A 15,752-nucleotide genomic window follows, 5' to 3' on the forward strand; every position below is an offset into this window, starting at 1 on the left:
CCTCAGATTTCGCCTGCTGACGTGCTGTGCGCACCGGTTGCCAGCGTCATAATATTTTCCTGACTGATGTGGCTGCCCTCCAGTTCACCGACGATGGTGCCTTCGTGCATCACGTAAACGCGGTCGCTCATGCCGACCACTTCCGGCAGTTCGCTGGAGATCATTAAAATCGCCACGCCCTGCCGCGCCATCTCCTGCATCATGCGGTAAATCTCGCTTTTCGCGCCGACATCGACGCCGCGCGTCGGCTCATCAAGGATCAGAATGCGCGGACCAATCGCCACCCAGCGCGAGATCAGCAGCTTCTGCTGGTTGCCACCTGACAGGCCGCCCGCCCGGACCTGAGCGTGCGGTACACGAATATTGAGGGAGGCGATCGCCTCCGTAGCGATGGTCTGCCCTTTGCGGCGGTTGAGCATCCCGTAACTGGCGTCGCGCTCCAGCGTCGCCATCACGATGTTCTCCTGCGCCGCCATCTCCAGAAACAGCCCCTGCTCTTTGCGGTTCTCGGTGAGGAAACCGATGCCGCGCGCAATCGCATCGCGCGGCGAATGAATGGTGACCTTCTCGCCGTCGATCCAGATCTCGCCCTCTTTCGGCTTATGCACGCCAAAGATCAGCTGCGCCAGTTCGCTGCGCCCCGCACCCACCAGCCCGGCCAGCCCGACAATTTCCCCTGCCCGCACAGCCAGACTGCTGGGATGCACTTTGCCGCCGTCGGTCAGATGATTCACCGCCAGCCGGATGTCGCCCAGCGGGATAGCGCGGTCTTTGTTAAACAGGTCGCTGAGCGGCCGCCCGACCATCATCCGCACCAGTTCGCTGGCGTTGAGCTGGTCACGCGTCAGGCTGCCGACATACTCCCCGTCACGCAGCACGCTGACGCGGTCGGACAGCTCATAGACCTCCGCCATGCGGTGACTAATGTAGATGATCGCCATCCCTTCGCTGCGCAGCCGTTTAATCAGCGCGAAGAGCTGTTCAGTTTCACGGTTTGAGAGCGCGGCGGTCGGCTCATCCATCACCAGGATGCGGCTGTTGCGCTGCAGTGCGCGGGCGATCTCGACCTGCTGTTGCTCGGCGATGCTCAGACGACTGACAAGATCCCAGGCGCTGAACTGCGCGCCGAGCCGGTCAATCACCCGCTGCGCCTCTTCGGCCATCTGCCGCCGCTTCACCAGCCCGCCGGGCGCGATTTCACTACCCAGAAAAATGTTCTCCGCCACCGTCAGGTTGGGTGCCAGGTTGATCTCCTGATAAATCAGGGTGATCCCGGCAGCCAGCGCCTCTTTCGGCCCCTTAATCGTATAGGGCTTGCCTTCAATGAGAATTTCCCCGCTGCTGGCGGTATAGGCACCGGCCAGAATCTTCATCAGTGTGCTTTTACCCGCGCCGTTCTCTCCCATCAGCGCGTGAACCTCACCGGGATACACCGTGAGATCGACGCCCTTCAGGGCATAAAAATTGCCGAAGCGTCGGGTAATGCCCCGCATTTCCAGTATCGGTGTGGCTGTCATCGCCCTGCTCCTGCGGACTGTGGATAGCCGCCAGTTAAGCAACGCCAGATAAACGGAAAATGTCAGCGGCCATTCATATTTGTCATAAATGCCCGACGTCACGCTCCTATACTCGGCCCACGGTTGCCGTGAAGAAGAGGTCGTGGGATGCAGCACAGTTATCCGTGGCAGGCCGGGGCGCGTGGCCGCCTGTTGATGTTCAATCTGCTGGTGGTGTTGGTCACGCTGATGGTGAGCGTGGTAGCGATCGTCGGCTTTCGTCATGCCGGGGCGATTCAGGAGCAGGCACAGGCGCAGACGCTGGCAGATATGAACGGCAGCCTGGCGCTGGCACGCGACACCGCTAACGTCGCGACGGCGGCCGTGCGGCTGTCGCAGGTGGTCGGGGCGCTGGAGTATCAGAGCGAATCACAGCGGCTGCAGCAGAATCAGCAGGCGTTACAGCAGTCGCTGAGCCTGCTGGCGAGTGCGCCGCTGGCGGCTCGTCAGCCGGAGCGCATCGCCCGGATCCGCGCCCGCAGCCTGATGCTGGAGCAGACGATTAACAGCCTGCTGCTGAACAGCCATCAGCGGCATCTGCAGCGCAACAACATGCTGAGCGATCTGTGGCAAACGCAGATTCTGCTCAGTCATATCGACCAGCGGGTGCAGCGGGAACAGCGGACGCGGCCGGATGCCGCACTGCGCGAGCAGACCGAACGACTGATCACCATCGCCATCCGTACGCCCTCGCCCATCGCCGTGATTGAGCAGCTTCAGCAGATCATGACGCAGTGGCGCACGGTGCCGCTGACGGGTGTCACCGGCGAGCAGGTACAGCGGCTGCTGGTGACTCAGCAGCGCCTGTTGCCGCTGGCGGAGGCACTGGAGCAGAGTGACCTGGCGATCGCCTACGCCACCTACCGGATTAAAGCGCTGGTGGCGATGCTGAACGACGATATCAATGCGTCGGTGCAGCAGGTCGCGTTGCAGAGCGAGGCGCGCACCCAGGCCACCCACCACGAACTCGATTCGATCATCGGCTTTATCGCGCTGTTTGTGCTGCTGGCGCTGGCGATCACCGGCTATGCCGGTATCTATATTTATCGCAATCTTGGGTCGAGCCTGACGGCGATTGCCGGGGCGATGACGCGGCTGGCACAGGGTGAGCAGAACGTCAGCGTGCCTGGACTGCAACGGCGCGATGAGCTGGGCGAGCTAGCGCGGGCGTTTAACGTCTTTGCCCGCAATACCGCCTCGCTGGCCCACACCTCACGTCTGCTGAAAGAGAAGAGCAACCAGCTTGAGTCCACGTTTCTGGCGATGCGCGACGGCTTTGCCCTGTTCGATAACAACGGCCAGCTGGTGGTGTGGAACGCGCAGTATGCGGAGCTGCTGGGTATCGCGCCGCGTGAGCTGCATCGCGGCGTCCACTATCAGCAACTGCTGGCCCCGCTGGCGGTCGATCTGCACGATCCCGGTGAACCCCAGGAGATCCGGCTGGCCGATGGCCGGACGCTGGAGCTGCGCTTCAGCCCGATCCCGCGGCGCGGCATGGTCAATACCGTGCTGGACCGGACCTCACGTAAAACGCTGGAGGAGGCGCTACAGCACAGCCAGAAGATGAAGGCAGTCGGCCAGCTGACCGGCGGCCTGGCGCACGACTTCAACAATCTGCTGGCGGTGATTATCGGCAGTCTGGCGCTGACCGAAGGCCAGCTGATGCCCGGCCCGCTGGCCACCCGGATAGAACGGGCGCGGCAGGCGGCCGACCGTGCGGCCCAGCTGACGCAGCGCCTGCTGGCGTTTTCACGTAAGCAGGCGCTCTATCCGCGCGCGGTGTCGGTGGTCACGCTGGTGGATAACCTGCAGGGGCTGCTGCAGCACTCGCTGCTGCCGGGACAGCAGCTGATCATAGATGCGCAGCGTCCCGGCTGGCTGGCCTGGATTGATGCCAGCCAGCTGGAGAATGCGCTGATGAATCTGGTGGTAAACGCGCGTGATGCGATGCATCAGCAAAGCGGCGAAATCCGGCTGCGTATCCGGAATCAGCACCAGCCGCAAGGGAATGAAAAACGTGACCGGGTCACAATTGAGGTGATTGATCGCGGCTGCGGCATGTCCGCCGACGTTCGCGAGCAGGTTTTCGAGCCCTTCTTCACTACCAAAGCCACCGGCAGCGGCAGCGGACTGGGGCTGTCGATGGTTTACGGCTTTGTGCGGCAGTCAGGTGGGCAGATTGAACTGGAAACTGCGCCGGGCCAGGGCACTACGGTGCGTCTGCTGTTGCCGCGCGCAGCGGAAGCCGCTGCCACTGCCGTCATCGCCCCGCCACCGCCAAAGCCCGCCGAGGCAGAGGCAGCGAACAACCGGCTGATACTGGTGCTGGATGATGAACCGGCGGTGCGCCAGACGCTGTGTGAGCATCTGCACCAGCTGGGGTATCTGACGCTGGAGTGTGGCGACGGTGAAGCGGCGCTGGCGCTGCTGCGCCAGACGCCCGATATCGACCTGCTGATCAGCGACCTGATGCTGCCCGGCGAGATAAATGGCGCGGAAGTGATCCGCCAGGCGCAGCAGAGCTGGCCGCAGCTGGCGACGCTGCTGATCAGCGGTCAGGATCTGCGTCACCAGCCGGTGACGCTGCCGCTGTGTGAGCGACTGGCGAAGCCCTGGCAGCAGGTCCAGCTGGTGCAGGCGCTCCAGCGCGCCTGGCAGCGCAGTGAACGGCTTAATCGCGCGCAGCAGGCTGCCACAGCGGCACCGGCTTGCCGCTGATGTAGCGCTTACGCAGGCGGCTGGAGATCACATCCATCACCATGACCACCACCACCAGGATCAGCGTCAGGAACATCACCACGTCCCAGTTCCACAGCCGCATGTTCTCGGCGTAGACCAGGCCGACGCCACCCGCACCGACAAAGCCCAGCACCGCCGCAGAGCGGGTATTGGACTCAATCTGGTAAAGGCTCAGTGCCAGGAACTGCGGGAATGACTGGGTGAAGATGCCGAACCGGTGTTTCTGCAGGCTGTTGGCGCCGACCGCACCCAGCCCGCGACTGGGTGAGCGCTCCACCGCTTCGTGCCCTTCGGCATAAAGCTTACCGAGCAGTCCCACATCCTGCAGGATAATCGCCAGTACCCCGGCCAGCGGCCCCATCCCCACCGCACGCACGAATATCAGTCCCCAGATCGCCATATCGATACCGCGCAGCACATCGAACAGACGCCGCACAAGGAACGCCAGCGGCTTCGCGGCGCGATCGTGCATCACATTGCGCGCCGCCAGAAACGACAGCGGCAGCGCCAGCAGCGAGGCCGTCAGCGTCCCGGCAAAGACAATCCCTAAAGTGATCCCCACCTGTGAAAAATAGTAGCCAAACGGCCAGTTCAGGAAGTCGTGCCAGACAAACATCCGCAGGAAATAGCGCCCCAGCTGCTGGCAGCCCATCAGCAGGCGCGACCACTCCAGGCCAAATACCGAGAAGAAAAAGAGGTAATAGAGCAGCACCGCCAGCGCCATCAGCCCGATGCGGCGCAGATAGCGCGGCTGCGCGGCGAACAGTTCACGATGCTGCTGCTTCAGCAGTGCGACATCCGGTACGTGGCTTATCATGTCCGATCTCCTGTGACACGGCGACGAAGCTGGCCGGATAGCGTGTCCAGCAGCGACACCACGATCAGAATCAGCAGCAGCGTAATACTCACCTGATCGTAGCGGTCCAGTTTGATGTTGGTCATCAGCTCCTGGCCGATGCCGCCCGCGCCGACCAGTCCGAGGATGGTGGAGGAGCGAAAATTAATCTCCAGCCGCATAAAGCTGTAGGAGAGAAAAATCGGTTTCACCTGCGGCCAGAAGGCGAAGCGCATCCGCTGCAGCTTACTGGCACCGCAGGCGGCCAGGCCACGCACCGGCTTATCCGACGCCGACTCAATCGCCTCGTAAAACAGCTTGGTCAGGCTGCCCACGGTGTGCAGCGCCAGCGCCAGAAAGCCGGGGATCGCCCCGATGCCAAACGCCATGACAAACATCACCGCCCACGCCAGTTCCGGCATGGTGCGCAGAAAGGCAACAAAGGCGCGAATCGTTATTCGCACGCTGACCGGCGTCTGGGTATTATCGGCGGCAAAAAAGGCCAGTACCGCTGCCAGGGCGACGGCCACCAGCGTCGAAGCCAGCGCCAGCTGCAGCGTTTCCCAGATCAGCGGCAGCTGAATCGGCAGACGGTAGCCCCAGTAAGCCAGCGAGCCTTCGGTCTTACCGTCGGCAAACAGCAGCGGCAGATGCAGCACCGGCAGGATTTCGTGCAGATAGTCGAAGAAGTGCGGCAGTGACTGCCAGACGGTGAGCAGATTAAATTCTGCCACTCTCCCGGCCGCCAGATAGAGCGCCACCAGCAGCAGTGACCAGAGCAGCGTGTCACGTTTCTGCTGGCGGCGGATGCGTTGGTAATAGTGTTCGAAGTCGGTCAAGGGGGGTTCTCCGGCGCTAAAGCAGCGGGACGCAGGCGGGGTTGCCGCGTCCCGCCTTCCCCGCCTGGGCGGGGAAAGTCAGGGCATCGTCGGCTTAGCCGCGGCTGCCTTTCATCAGGTCACGCTTCATATCGATAATGCTTTTATAGTCAGCGACCGTCGCCTCACCGATATGCTGCTGGCCACCCACCGCTTTCACGAAGCAGGCGTGATCTTCCTTATCCAGCTTTTTAATTGCCGACACCACTTTCGCTTTGAAGTCAGCGGGCAGCTTGTTGCTGACCAGCACCGGCCCGTTGGGGATCAGCGGCGACTGCCAGATGATGCGGATCTGCTTCATCAGGTCCGGATGGTCCATGCGGATCAGGCGGCCAAACGCGCCAGAGGTGTAGCCGCTGTTGTAGTCACCGACCAGTGAAGTCCAGGTGACCGCGCCATCAAACTGGTTGTTCAGCACGCCCAGAATGTCCTGCTCATGGCCGCCGGAGAAGGTCACGCTGGAGAAGGTGTTGTTATATTTGTCATCCACCGAGCCGCCGAACATCTTCTTAAACGCCTGGTTGGGCATCAGGAAGCCGGACGTCGAGTCGGGATCGGCCATCCCGAACGATTTGCCTTTCAGGTCTTCCAGTTTTTTGTACGGGCTGTCGGCTTTAACGATGACGACAGAGTGGTAGCCGCGTGACTGATCTTTGTCATCGACTACGATGCCGACCACATCCACCGCTTTCGGGTCCTGAAGGTAGACCGAGGCAAACGAGGCTGGTGACATGCTCAGTACCATATCGATCTTGCCGCCCAGCAGGCCCTGGATCACGCCCGAATAGTCTGAGGCGTTGCGCATCTGGGTATCCACACCCAGCTCTTTATCAAAGAAGGTCTTCACACACTGATTGTCGCCGATCTGCTGGGTGGCGTTCTGCCCACCCAGAATCCCCAGATTAAGCTGTTTTGGCGCATCCGCTGCGCTGACACCCAACGCCATGACACTGGTCAGAAGTGCTAAAGAAGTCAGTTTCATTCGGAATTATTCTCTTGCTGTGGACGTTAATGGATTTGGTTAAGTTCATCGCCGTACAGCTGGTGAAGCAGGCTGTCGGTGAGTCGGGAAGGATGTCCGTCAAACAGCACCACGCCACGCTGAATGCCAATCACCCGGGTGCAGTAGCTTTTCACCAGCTCAATCGAGTGCAGGTTGACCATCACGCTGATCCCCTGCTCGCTGACCTGACGCAACACATCCATGATGCGTTTGGTATTTTTAGGGTCGAGTGACGCCACCGGCTCATCGGCCAGCAGAATTTTCGGGTTCTGCATCAGGGCGCGGCAGATCGCCACGCGCTGCATCTGCCCGCCTGAGAGGTTTTCCGCCCGCTGCAGCGCCTGCGGCAGCATGTTCATCCACTGCAGCAGTTCAATGGCGTGCGCCCGGTCCTCGTCAGAGAAGATTTTAAAGAAGGACTTCAGCGTCGCGGTCTGGCTCAGACGGCCCAGCAGCACGTTGGTCAGCACGTCGAGGCGCGGCACCAGACAGAAATCCTGAAAGATCATGCCGCACTGGCTGCGCCATTCGCGCATCTGGCGGCTGCTGAGCGTGACCACGTTACGATCGGCTTCGCCTTCATGCAGGCTGATAATCGCGCCGGACGTGGCGTTAATCGTGCCGTTGAGCATATGCAGCAGGGTTGATTTACCCGCGCCCGAGCGGCCAATCACCGCCACCAGCTCACCGGCGTGCAGGTCGAAACTGACCTGATCCAGCACCTGGGTGTCGCCATAGGCTTTGCTCAATTTCTGCACCGACAACACTTTTTGTCCGCTGAGGCTGGCCGGTGGTGCATCGTTATCGACCACCGTTTTCAGAAGTGCCTGTGCCATGCTGTTCTCCGTCATCGCTGATTGCGTCTGCCGGTTATTAAGGCGTGACGCGATGAACGCGGGATGACAGCGAGATGATCAAACCGTGACAGGCCAGTGCGCACCGCACAGCAGCGTCTGGCCATCCCGGGCTGGCTGCACACCCTCCGGCAACGGATTTTCTGCTAACCAGTTATCCATCTCATGACTGAGATGGGTCAGCCAGGTCTGACGCGGCTGAAGCAGCGCCGCAATCGCCAGCGCCCGGGTCACATCATTGTGGTTGCCCGCCTCTGCACGCGGCGGGTCGTTGCAGTCAATCACCAGCTGATCCAGCGGCTGGCCGCGCAGGAAATCGGCGGTGTCGGGTGGCAGTCCGCAGGTGTCGCACAGCCAGGCGAGCCGGGTGTCGTGCCAGTCGAACAGATAGCCGTGTGTCAGCTTCGAGTGCTGCAGCAGCAGCGGCGTGACCTGCAGTTCACCAAAGGCGTGCGCCACAAACGGCGTTAAGGCGGGACGGAAATCGAGCAGGCCGGGGTGTTTGTAGAGGTCGTCACAGCCGCGCGGATCGGGCGGCCCCCAGACCGGAATCGGACCACCCTTTCCCCAGCGCAGCGCAAACAGGCCCTGCACATGATCCATGTGGTAATGGGTCAGCAGAATGCGCGTCAGCGTGCCGGGCGGAAAGCGCGACGCCAGCAGCGGCAGACCGGCATCCAGCAGGATGCGCTCGTGGCCGAACGCGATCAGCGCGCTGCAGGGCGCACGCGCATGAGCGCTATTGCGCTGCGCCCGCTGGCAGGCAGGACAGTCGCAGCCCGGCAGTGGCGCGGCCGTCACCCCGCCGGTGCCGAGAAAAGTGAGTTTCATGGATGCGTCTCCGGTTACGGATGTCGCTGCAGGACGGTTTCCGCGGGTGCCAGGTGTCATTGATGCGCCTCCAGTATCTGGCGTAGCTGGCAGACGGTTTCCGCCAGCGCGCCGTCGTTGTTAAGAATCAGGCAGCCATCGGGCTGTGGCTGGGCAGCGCGCGCCAGCCGCCGGGCGATCTCCGCCTCATCTTCGCGCCCGCGCTGACGCAGCCGCGCCACCAGCACCGCGGGCGTCACCTGCAGACAAACCGGCAGCAGCTGCGATCCAAACCGCGCCTGGGCCTGGGCCAGATGCAGCCGCGACCCGTTCACCACCACATTCTGCCCGCGCAACAGCCACTGTTCCGCCTCGCAGCCAATACCGTAGCGGAAGCCGTGCGCCTCCCAGCTCACCGCAAACAGACCGAGTGCTGCGCGCCGGTCAAACTCCGTCTCAGTCAGCGCCACATGATTTTCACCACCCGCATCGGCGGCGCGGGTGATGTAACGATGGGCGATCAGCAGCCGTGGCGGCGGTGCCGCCCGCAGCGCATCCAGCAGGCTGTCCTTGCCGGAGCCGGAGGGACCGGTGAGCCAGATCAGCCGCGCCATCAGTACACCTGCCGGCCTTTGCTCCAGACGTGCCGCACGTGCGGGTAGCCGTGGGCGGTGTGCGCCAGCACCAGGTCGGCGCGGCAGCCTTCGGCGATGACGCCGCGATCAAATAGACCTAACGCGCGGGCCGGGTTACAGGTCACCAGCGCGATGGCCTGCGCCATACCGAGGCTGTTGCGCTCATCAGCCGCCAGCCGGAACGCCGCATCCAGCAGGCTGGCCGGGTAGTAGTCGGATGAGAGAATATTCAGCAGGCCGTGTGACGCCAGTTCCCAGGCGGCAACGTTGCCGGAGTGCGAGCCGCCGCGCACGATGTTGGGCGCGCCCATCAGCACCTGCATGTTGCGATAGCGCGAGGCACGCGCCGCCTCCAGCGTGGTTGGAAACTCCGCAATGCGGCTGCCTGCCGCGTGAGACTCTTCCACGTGCGCCGCGGTAGCATCATCGTGGCTGGCGATGGCGATGCCATGCTCCCGGCACAGTCCGGCAATCGCCTGACGATTGGGCTGCGACCACTCCGCCGCCAGGGTGAGCTGGTCATGCTCGAACTGATCCATTTCGGCGTCGTTGAGCTGATATTTGCCCTGATAATATTCGCGATATTTGATCAGCGAGGCGTACTGACGCTGGCCCGGCGAATGGTCCATCAGCGACACCAGCGCCAGCTCCGGCGTGCCCATCAGCGCTTCAAACAGCGGCGCGGTGGTGGGATGCGGCAGTTCACAGCGCAGATGCAGCAGATGCTCGGCGCGGTTCAGCCCTTTGCGGTTGCTGTCGCGGATGGCGTCGATCATCTTGCTGAGGTTATCCAGCCGGTGCCCACCGTCGCGCACATCACCCACGCCAATCGCGTCCAGCACGGTGGTAATCCCACTTGAGACCATCAGTGCATCGTGGCTGCTCATCGCCGAGTGCGCGGGCCAGTCCACTTTCGGGCGTGGGGTGAAAAACTTGTCGAGGTTATCGGTGTGCAGTTCCACCAGCCCCGGTAGCAGCCAGGCCCCTTCGCCGTCCAGCGCACCCGGCTGCTGGCTGGTGGTTTCGCTGAAGCTGGTGATGCGCTCGTCGCGAAACTCCAGCGATCCGGTCACCACCTCGTTTTCCAGCACCAGTCTGACGTTATTGATAATCATGCCTGCACTCCTGTGTCGATCGGATGCATCAGGTGCAGCCGGTCGGCTACCCGCTCGCGCACCGCCCGATCGTGAAAAATACCGACGATGGCGGCACCCCGGGCGCGCGCCTGTTCAATCAAGTCCACGACCGCCGCGCTGTTGACGCTGTCGAGCGAGGCGGTGGGTTCATCCAGCAGCAGCACCGGATAGTCGGCGATAAAGCCGCGTGCGATATTCACCCGCTGCTGCTCACCGCCGGAAAAGGTGGACGGGGCCAGCGACCAGAGACGCTGCGGCACATTCAGCCGGGTCAGTAGCTCAGCGGCCCGCGCTTCACAGATTTCGCGATCCACGGCGCGCTCCAGCAGCGGCTGCATCACAATTTCCAGTGTCGGCACGCGCGGGATCACCCGCAGAAACTGGCTCACCCAACCCAGCGTGTCGCGGCGCAGGGCGATAATCTGGCGCGCTGATGCCTGCGCCATATCGATCCACTCGCCCTGATGGGCAACCCGGATGTGGCCGCTGTCGGGCTGATAGTTGCCATAAAGCGCGCGCAGCAGCGTGGATTTGCCGCTGCCGGAGTGACCGTGCAGCACCACGCATTCGCCCTCGCCTACCGTCAGGCTGGCGTTGTGCAGCACCGGCAGCGCCGCGCCGTTCTGGTTGTGCAGCACAAAGGTTTTACACAGATTTTCGACCCGCAGGCGCGGAGTGTGATTCGTCATTTAATTAAGCACCGAAGAGACCAGCAGTTGAGTGTAAGGATGATGAGGATCGTCCAGCACGCGGTCGGTCAGACCGCTCTCCACCACCCGCCCCTGTTTCATCACCAGCAGGCGATGCGCCAGCAGTCGCGCCACGCCGAGATCGTGGGTGACTATTACCACCGCCAGATTCAGCTCGCGCACCAGCGTTCGCAGCAGATCCAGCAGACGCGCCTGCACCGACACATCCAGCCCGCCGGTCGGCTCATCCATAAACATCAGCTGCGGCTGCGTCACCAGGTTGCGGGCAATCTGCAGACGCTGCTGCATCCCGCCGGAAAAGGTGGTCGGCAGATCGTCGATGCGCCCGGCGTCTATCTCTACCGCCTGTAACCAGCGGCTCGCCTCAGCGCGGATGTCGCCATAGTGGCGCTGTCCGGTTGCCATCAGCCGTTCACCGATGTTGCCGCCCGCGCTGACCTGCGAACGCAGCCCGTCCATCGGATGCTGATGCACCACGCCCCACTCGGTGCGCAGCAGACGACGGCGGTCGCTTTCACTCATCTGATAAAGGTCGCGATTCTGATAAAGAATGCTGCCCTGCTGCGGTGTCAGACGCGCCGACAGGCTCTGCAGCAGCGTGGTTTTACCGGAGCCGGACTCGCCGACAATCCCCAGCACTTCGCCGGGCCAGAGATCAAAACTGACCTGCTCAAACCCTTTGCCCGGCGCGTAAAGATGGGTGAGCTGGTTCACCGCAAGCAGCGGCTGTTCACTGTGCATGTTGCTGTTCCTGCTGCTGATGGCAAAAGTCGGTGTCGGAGCAGACAAACATCCGCGTTCCCTGATCGTCCATCACCACCTCATCGAGGTAGCTGTGACGCGAGCCACACAGCGCGCAGGGTTCATCCCACTGCTGCACCGTGAACGGGTGGTCGTCGAAGTCGAGGCTCTCCACGCGGGTGTAAGGCGGCAAGGCGTAGATGCGCTTTTCGCGCCCGGCACCAAACAGCTGCAGCGCGGGCATCATGTGCATTTTCGGGTTGTCGAATTTGGGGATGGGCGACGGATCCATCACGTAGCGATCGTTGACCCGGACCGGATAGGCGTAGGTGGTGGCTATATGACCGTAGCGGGCGATGTCTTCATACAGCTTCACCTGCATGATGCCGTACTCCTCCAGCGCATGCATGGTGCGGGTCTCGGTTTCGCGTGGTTCGATAAAGCGCAGCGGCTCCGGGATCGGTACCTGGAAAATCAGGATCTGATTCTCTTCCAGCGGCGTTTCCGGAATGCGGTGCCGGGTCTGGATCAGCGTGGCATCGGCGGTGCGTTCGGTGGTCGCCGCACCGCTGACCCGCTTAAAGAACTGGCGGATCGACACCGCATTGGTGGTGTCATCTGCGCCCTGATCGATCACCTTAAGCACATCCTGATCGCCAATGACGCTGGCGGTGATCTGAATGCCGCCGGTGCCCCAGCCGTAAGGCATTGGCATCTCGCGTCCGGCGAACGGCACCTGATAGCCGGGGATCGCCACCGCTTTGAGGATGGCGCGACGGATGGTGCGTTTGGTCTGCTCGTCGAGATAGCCGTTGTTATAGCCCGTGAGTTCAGCCATGGTTGCGCTCCTGATAATCGTGCTGCAGCTGTTTCAGCAACTCCAGCTCGGCCTGAAAATCGACGTAGTGCGGCAGCTTGAGGTGCGAGACAAAGCCTGCGGCTTCGACGTTGTCGGCATGCGACAGCACAAACTCTTCGTCCTGCGCCGGGCTGGTCACGCGCTCATTCTGCTCGCGGCTTTGCAGCGCCCGGTCCACCAGCGCCATCGCCATCGCTTTGCGCTCGGCGCGGCCAAACACCAGCCCGTAGCCACGGGTAAACTGCGGCGCAGCGTCATCGCTGTGGGCGACGCCGTTGACCATTTCACACTCCGTCAGCAGCAGTTCCCCGATCTCCAGCTCAAAACCCAGCTCTTCGGGACAGATGCTGACGCTGAGATATCCGGTGCGGATCTCGCCAGCAAACGGATGGGTACGGCCATAGCCGCGCTGGGTTGAATAGCCCAGCGCCAGCAGAAAACCTTCGTCGCCGCGTACCAGCTGTTGCAGCCGCGCGGCGCGTGAGGCGGGAAAGCTCACTGGTTCACGGGTGATATCAACCGGCTCGCTGCCGTCATCCACCTCGCCAGCGGCCAGCCCTTCCTCAGTCATCATGCTGAACATGTGCGGACACTGGTCAGGCACCGATCGATCGTCACGCGGCGCAGCGGGCGTTTCACCGTTAGCCAGCAGGGTGAAGTCGAGCAGCCGGTGGCTGTAGTCATAGGTTGGACCCAGCACCTGGCCGCCCGGCAGATCTTTGTAGACTGCCGAGATGCGGCGTTCGATACGCATCGCACCGGTCGTCAGCGGCGTGCTCTCCGCCAGGCGTGGCAATGTGGTGCGATAGGCGCGCAGCAGAAAGATCGCCTCGACCAGATCGCCGCTGGCCTGCTTAATCGCCAGCGCCGCCAGTTCCGGATCGTATATTCCGCCTTCGGTCATCACTCGATCCACCGCCAGACCCAGCTGCTGCGCCACCTGATCGCAGCCAAGTTCGGCCACTGCCCTGTCGCCGCGTCGCAGATCGGCCTGCAGCTGGTGGGCATTTGAGATGGCTTTTTCGCCCCCTTTCACCGCGACATACATCAGCACACCTCCACAACGGTGGTGCGCGGCACGGCCATGATCGCTTCGCCACAGGTGAAGATCAGATCCACGCCCTGCGGGAAGGGATGCGGACGGGTGCGCAAATAGTGCAGTACGCTTTCCGGTAGCTGTGGCGCAATGGCGCGGGTTTCCCGCAGGCCGGGACCGGAGAGACGCAGCGTTAATCCACCATTCAGCGACGGTACTTCGATGATCAGCGTGGTGCTTTTTTCCGGCGACAGGTTATCACCCGCCGCGAACTGCGTGGGATCCGGCTGCGCCGCCGCATGGCTCAGCGCGAACGGGGCATCCTGCTGCGTGGTGATGGGCGCGCCGGTATGGAAGCGCAGATTGTTGCGCAGCTGTTCGTTGTCGATTTGCGCATCCAGCCAGACCGGGCTTTCCTGATCGACCAGCGTCAGCAGCAGCGCTGTGGCCGCCGGTGACAGTGCGCCCCAGCCCTGTTGCAGCGGCAGCGAGACCATCACGCCCGGCTCGCTCATCGCTTTCAGAATGCGGCGAAACGCGCGCTGTGCATCCGCGACCGGATGGTTAAAACTTGCCAGTAATGTCATCAGTTATCTCCGCGAACCAGCGTAAAGAAATCCACTTTGCTGCTGGCGATTTCACGGGCGCGCAGCTGTCGCTGCTCATCGCGCCACGCCGCCAGCGGGGTAATAATCTTCTCTTCCAGCAGTGGCCGGGTTTCCGGCTGCTGCAACAGCGCATCCAGCAGAGCGCAGCGTTCGGCATGGGCTTTGTCACGCCCCAGCAGATAGCTGTAGCCCAGGGTGCCGTCGCCCAGCTGCACCACTGCGCGCGTCACCGTGGCATCGCCCATCACAAAGCGTTTACCGGTGGCCCCCATCCGCGCCTGTAACCGCGTCAGCCCGATCTCTGCCGGACGAATCAGGGTGAATTCGGGCTGGAGGTTAAGCGCCTGCCAGTGCTGTTCAAGCAGGGCGGCGCTGCTGTGCGCCAGCACCGACAGCCAGCGCTGACGATCCGTTTGCTGTTCCATTAGTGCTCCAGAGTCAGTTCGATCATGTCGCCGCGCGTCAGGCTGACGGAGTATTCCGCCAGTGCGCCATCACTGGTTTTGTTCAGGGTCCGCACGCAGAGCAGTGGCGCATGCAGCGCGATATCCAGCTGACGGCACTCTTTGGCCTGCGCCCGGCGGGTGCTGATACGCGTCTGGGTGCGCACCAGCTGCTTGCCGGTGTGCTCGACTAAGAAGTCGTGTAGCGATCCACTGTTAAATTGCTGCAGCTGTGGCCACCAGCTAAGGTCGGCGAGGAAATGGTTGATCAGGCAGAGCGGCACGCCGTTGGCGCGGCGCAGGGTGCGCAGATGAATGACGTTGTCGCCCTCTTTTACGCCTAACGCATTGGCAACGTCGTTGCTGGCCGGACGCAGCACCGCCAGCAGCCGTTCGCTGGTTGGGTGACTGCCCTGCTCCATCAGGTTCTGACTGAAGCGCGCCTGGGCATGCAGCGGATAGTCATACGGGCGCATCAGCACCAGAATGCCAACGCCATGACGGCGCTGCAGCAGCCCTTTGTGCACCAGCTCATCGACAGCCCGACGCAGCGTATGGCGGTTCACCTCATAGTGATCGGCCAGTTGTTGTTCGGAAGGAAGATAGTCGCCGCAGCGGTAGCGCTCTTTCAGCGCCTGCTCCAGTTGTGCGGCGACAGCCTGATAGACAGTGGTCGGATGTCTGGATAACTCCATCACGATGAAATCCTCACGGGTTACAGAGTGGGAACGCAGTGATAAGACGCTGCGGGATGGGGTTAGCCTGAGGGAAGCAGATGACAGAACGGTGACGCGGGGGTGAAGGAGAGGTGAATCTGAGAGTCAGGATAGAGGGACGTTAAGGCTCAGAGGTTTATGAAAATAGTGTTCAGCATGAAGCAATCGGCCCTGCTCTCCCGATAACGTAGTC

Annotated in this window: 16 protein-coding genes; 1 reads left to right on the forward strand and 15 read right to left on the reverse strand. The window is 62.2% G+C overall.

Translation table 11 applies throughout. The features are described 5' to 3' along the window. Positions 1–2: 2 nt before the first annotated feature. Positions 3–1,517, reverse strand: a complete 1,515-nt coding sequence (locus AC6I8E_RS11545) for a sugar ABC transporter ATP-binding protein (protein ID WP_095706991.1) — start codon at positions 1,515–1,517, stop codon at positions 3–5. A 147-nt stretch (positions 1,518–1,664) separates the two neighbouring features. Here AC6I8E_RS11545 and AC6I8E_RS11550 point away from each other — a divergent pair, with 147 nt between their 5' ends. Further along, on the forward strand, positions 1,665–4,274 hold the full coding sequence (locus AC6I8E_RS11550; RefSeq protein WP_147789705.1) for an ATP-binding protein: 2,610 nt from the start codon (positions 1,665–1,667) through the stop codon (positions 4,272–4,274). Here the strand turns inward: AC6I8E_RS11550 and phnE (AC6I8E_RS11555) are convergent. From phnE (AC6I8E_RS11555) to phnF, 14 genes are all read right to left on the reverse strand, one after another. Continuing rightward, positions 4,228–5,112 (reverse strand): phosphonate ABC transporter, permease protein PhnE, encoded by an 885-nt coding sequence (gene phnE, locus AC6I8E_RS11555; protein ID WP_095706989.1) that lies wholly within the window; start codon positions 5,110–5,112, stop codon positions 4,228–4,230. The two genes, AC6I8E_RS11550 and phnE (AC6I8E_RS11555), sit on opposite strands and share 47 nt — an antisense overlap. Then, positions 5,109–5,969, reverse strand: a complete 861-nt coding sequence (gene phnE, locus AC6I8E_RS11560; RefSeq protein ID WP_013358329.1) for a phosphonate ABC transporter, permease protein PhnE — start codon at positions 5,967–5,969, stop codon at positions 5,109–5,111. The genes phnE (AC6I8E_RS11555) and phnE (AC6I8E_RS11560) overlap by 4 nt, the downstream gene beginning before the upstream one ends. Before the next feature lie 94 nt (positions 5,970–6,063). Then, on the reverse strand, positions 6,064–6,990 hold the full coding sequence (gene phnD / locus AC6I8E_RS11565; protein ID WP_033783438.1) for a phosphonate ABC transporter substrate-binding protein: 927 nt from the start codon (positions 6,988–6,990) through the stop codon (positions 6,064–6,066). A 26-nt stretch (positions 6,991–7,016) separates the two neighbouring features. Continuing rightward, positions 7,017–7,847 carry a phosphonate ABC transporter ATP-binding protein gene (gene phnC, locus AC6I8E_RS11570; RefSeq protein WP_147789707.1) on the reverse strand — a complete coding sequence of 277 codons (831 nt, stop codon included), beginning with the start codon at positions 7,845–7,847 and terminating at the stop codon, positions 7,017–7,019. A gap of 78 nt (positions 7,848–7,925) precedes the next feature. After that, positions 7,926–8,696 (reverse strand): phosphonate metabolism protein PhnP, encoded by a 771-nt coding sequence (gene phnP / locus AC6I8E_RS11575; RefSeq protein ID WP_147789708.1) that lies wholly within the window; start codon positions 8,694–8,696, stop codon positions 7,926–7,928. Positions 8,697–8,752: 56 nt separating this feature from the next. Further along, positions 8,753–9,289, reverse strand: coding sequence for a ribose 1,5-bisphosphokinase (gene phnN, locus AC6I8E_RS11580; RefSeq protein WP_147789709.1), 537 nt, complete (start codon positions 9,287–9,289; stop codon positions 8,753–8,755). Further along, positions 9,289–10,425 (reverse strand): alpha-D-ribose 1-methylphosphonate 5-triphosphate diphosphatase, encoded by a 1,137-nt coding sequence (gene phnM, locus AC6I8E_RS11585; protein ID WP_013358334.1) that lies wholly within the window; start codon positions 10,423–10,425, stop codon positions 9,289–9,291. The genes phnN and phnM overlap by 1 nt, the downstream gene beginning before the upstream one ends. Continuing rightward, complete coding sequence (gene phnL, locus AC6I8E_RS11590; RefSeq protein WP_095706985.1) at positions 10,422–11,135, reverse strand: phosphonate C-P lyase system protein PhnL; 714 nt, start codon at positions 11,133–11,135, stop codon at positions 10,422–10,424. The genes phnM and phnL overlap by 4 nt, the downstream gene beginning before the upstream one ends. Further along, positions 11,136–11,897: a phosphonate C-P lyase system protein PhnK gene (phnK, locus tag AC6I8E_RS11595; RefSeq protein ID WP_013358336.1), complete on the reverse strand. Its 762-nt coding sequence runs from the start codon at positions 11,895–11,897 to the stop codon at positions 11,136–11,138. Next, positions 11,887–12,735, reverse strand: a complete 849-nt coding sequence (locus tag AC6I8E_RS11600) for an alpha-D-ribose 1-methylphosphonate 5-phosphate C-P-lyase PhnJ (protein ID WP_313680014.1) — start codon at positions 12,733–12,735, stop codon at positions 11,887–11,889. Before AC6I8E_RS11600 ends, phnK begins: the two co-directional genes overlap by 11 nt. Next, on the reverse strand, positions 12,728–13,804 hold the full coding sequence (locus AC6I8E_RS11605; protein WP_201253124.1) for a carbon-phosphorus lyase complex subunit: 1,077 nt from the start codon (positions 13,802–13,804) through the stop codon (positions 12,728–12,730). The genes AC6I8E_RS11600 and AC6I8E_RS11605 overlap by 8 nt, the downstream gene beginning before the upstream one ends. Continuing rightward, a complete protein-coding gene (phnH, locus tag AC6I8E_RS11610) occupies positions 13,804–14,379 on the reverse strand; it encodes a phosphonate C-P lyase system protein PhnH (RefSeq protein WP_013358339.1) in 576 nt (191 codons plus the stop codon). Before phnH ends, AC6I8E_RS11605 begins: the two co-directional genes overlap by 1 nt. Continuing rightward, positions 14,379–14,825, reverse strand: coding sequence for a phosphonate C-P lyase system protein PhnG (gene phnG, locus AC6I8E_RS11615; protein WP_013358340.1), 447 nt, complete (start codon positions 14,823–14,825; stop codon positions 14,379–14,381). Before phnG ends, phnH begins: the two co-directional genes overlap by 1 nt. Continuing rightward, entirely contained in the window at positions 14,825–15,538 is a 714-nt protein-coding gene (phnF, locus tag AC6I8E_RS11620) for a phosphonate metabolism transcriptional regulator PhnF (RefSeq protein WP_013358341.1), read from the reverse strand. Before phnF ends, phnG begins: the two co-directional genes overlap by 1 nt. Positions 15,539–15,752: the final 214 nt, after the last annotated feature.

Source organism: Pantoea sp. X-Soil-YNGN-785 (genome assembly GCF_059730585.1).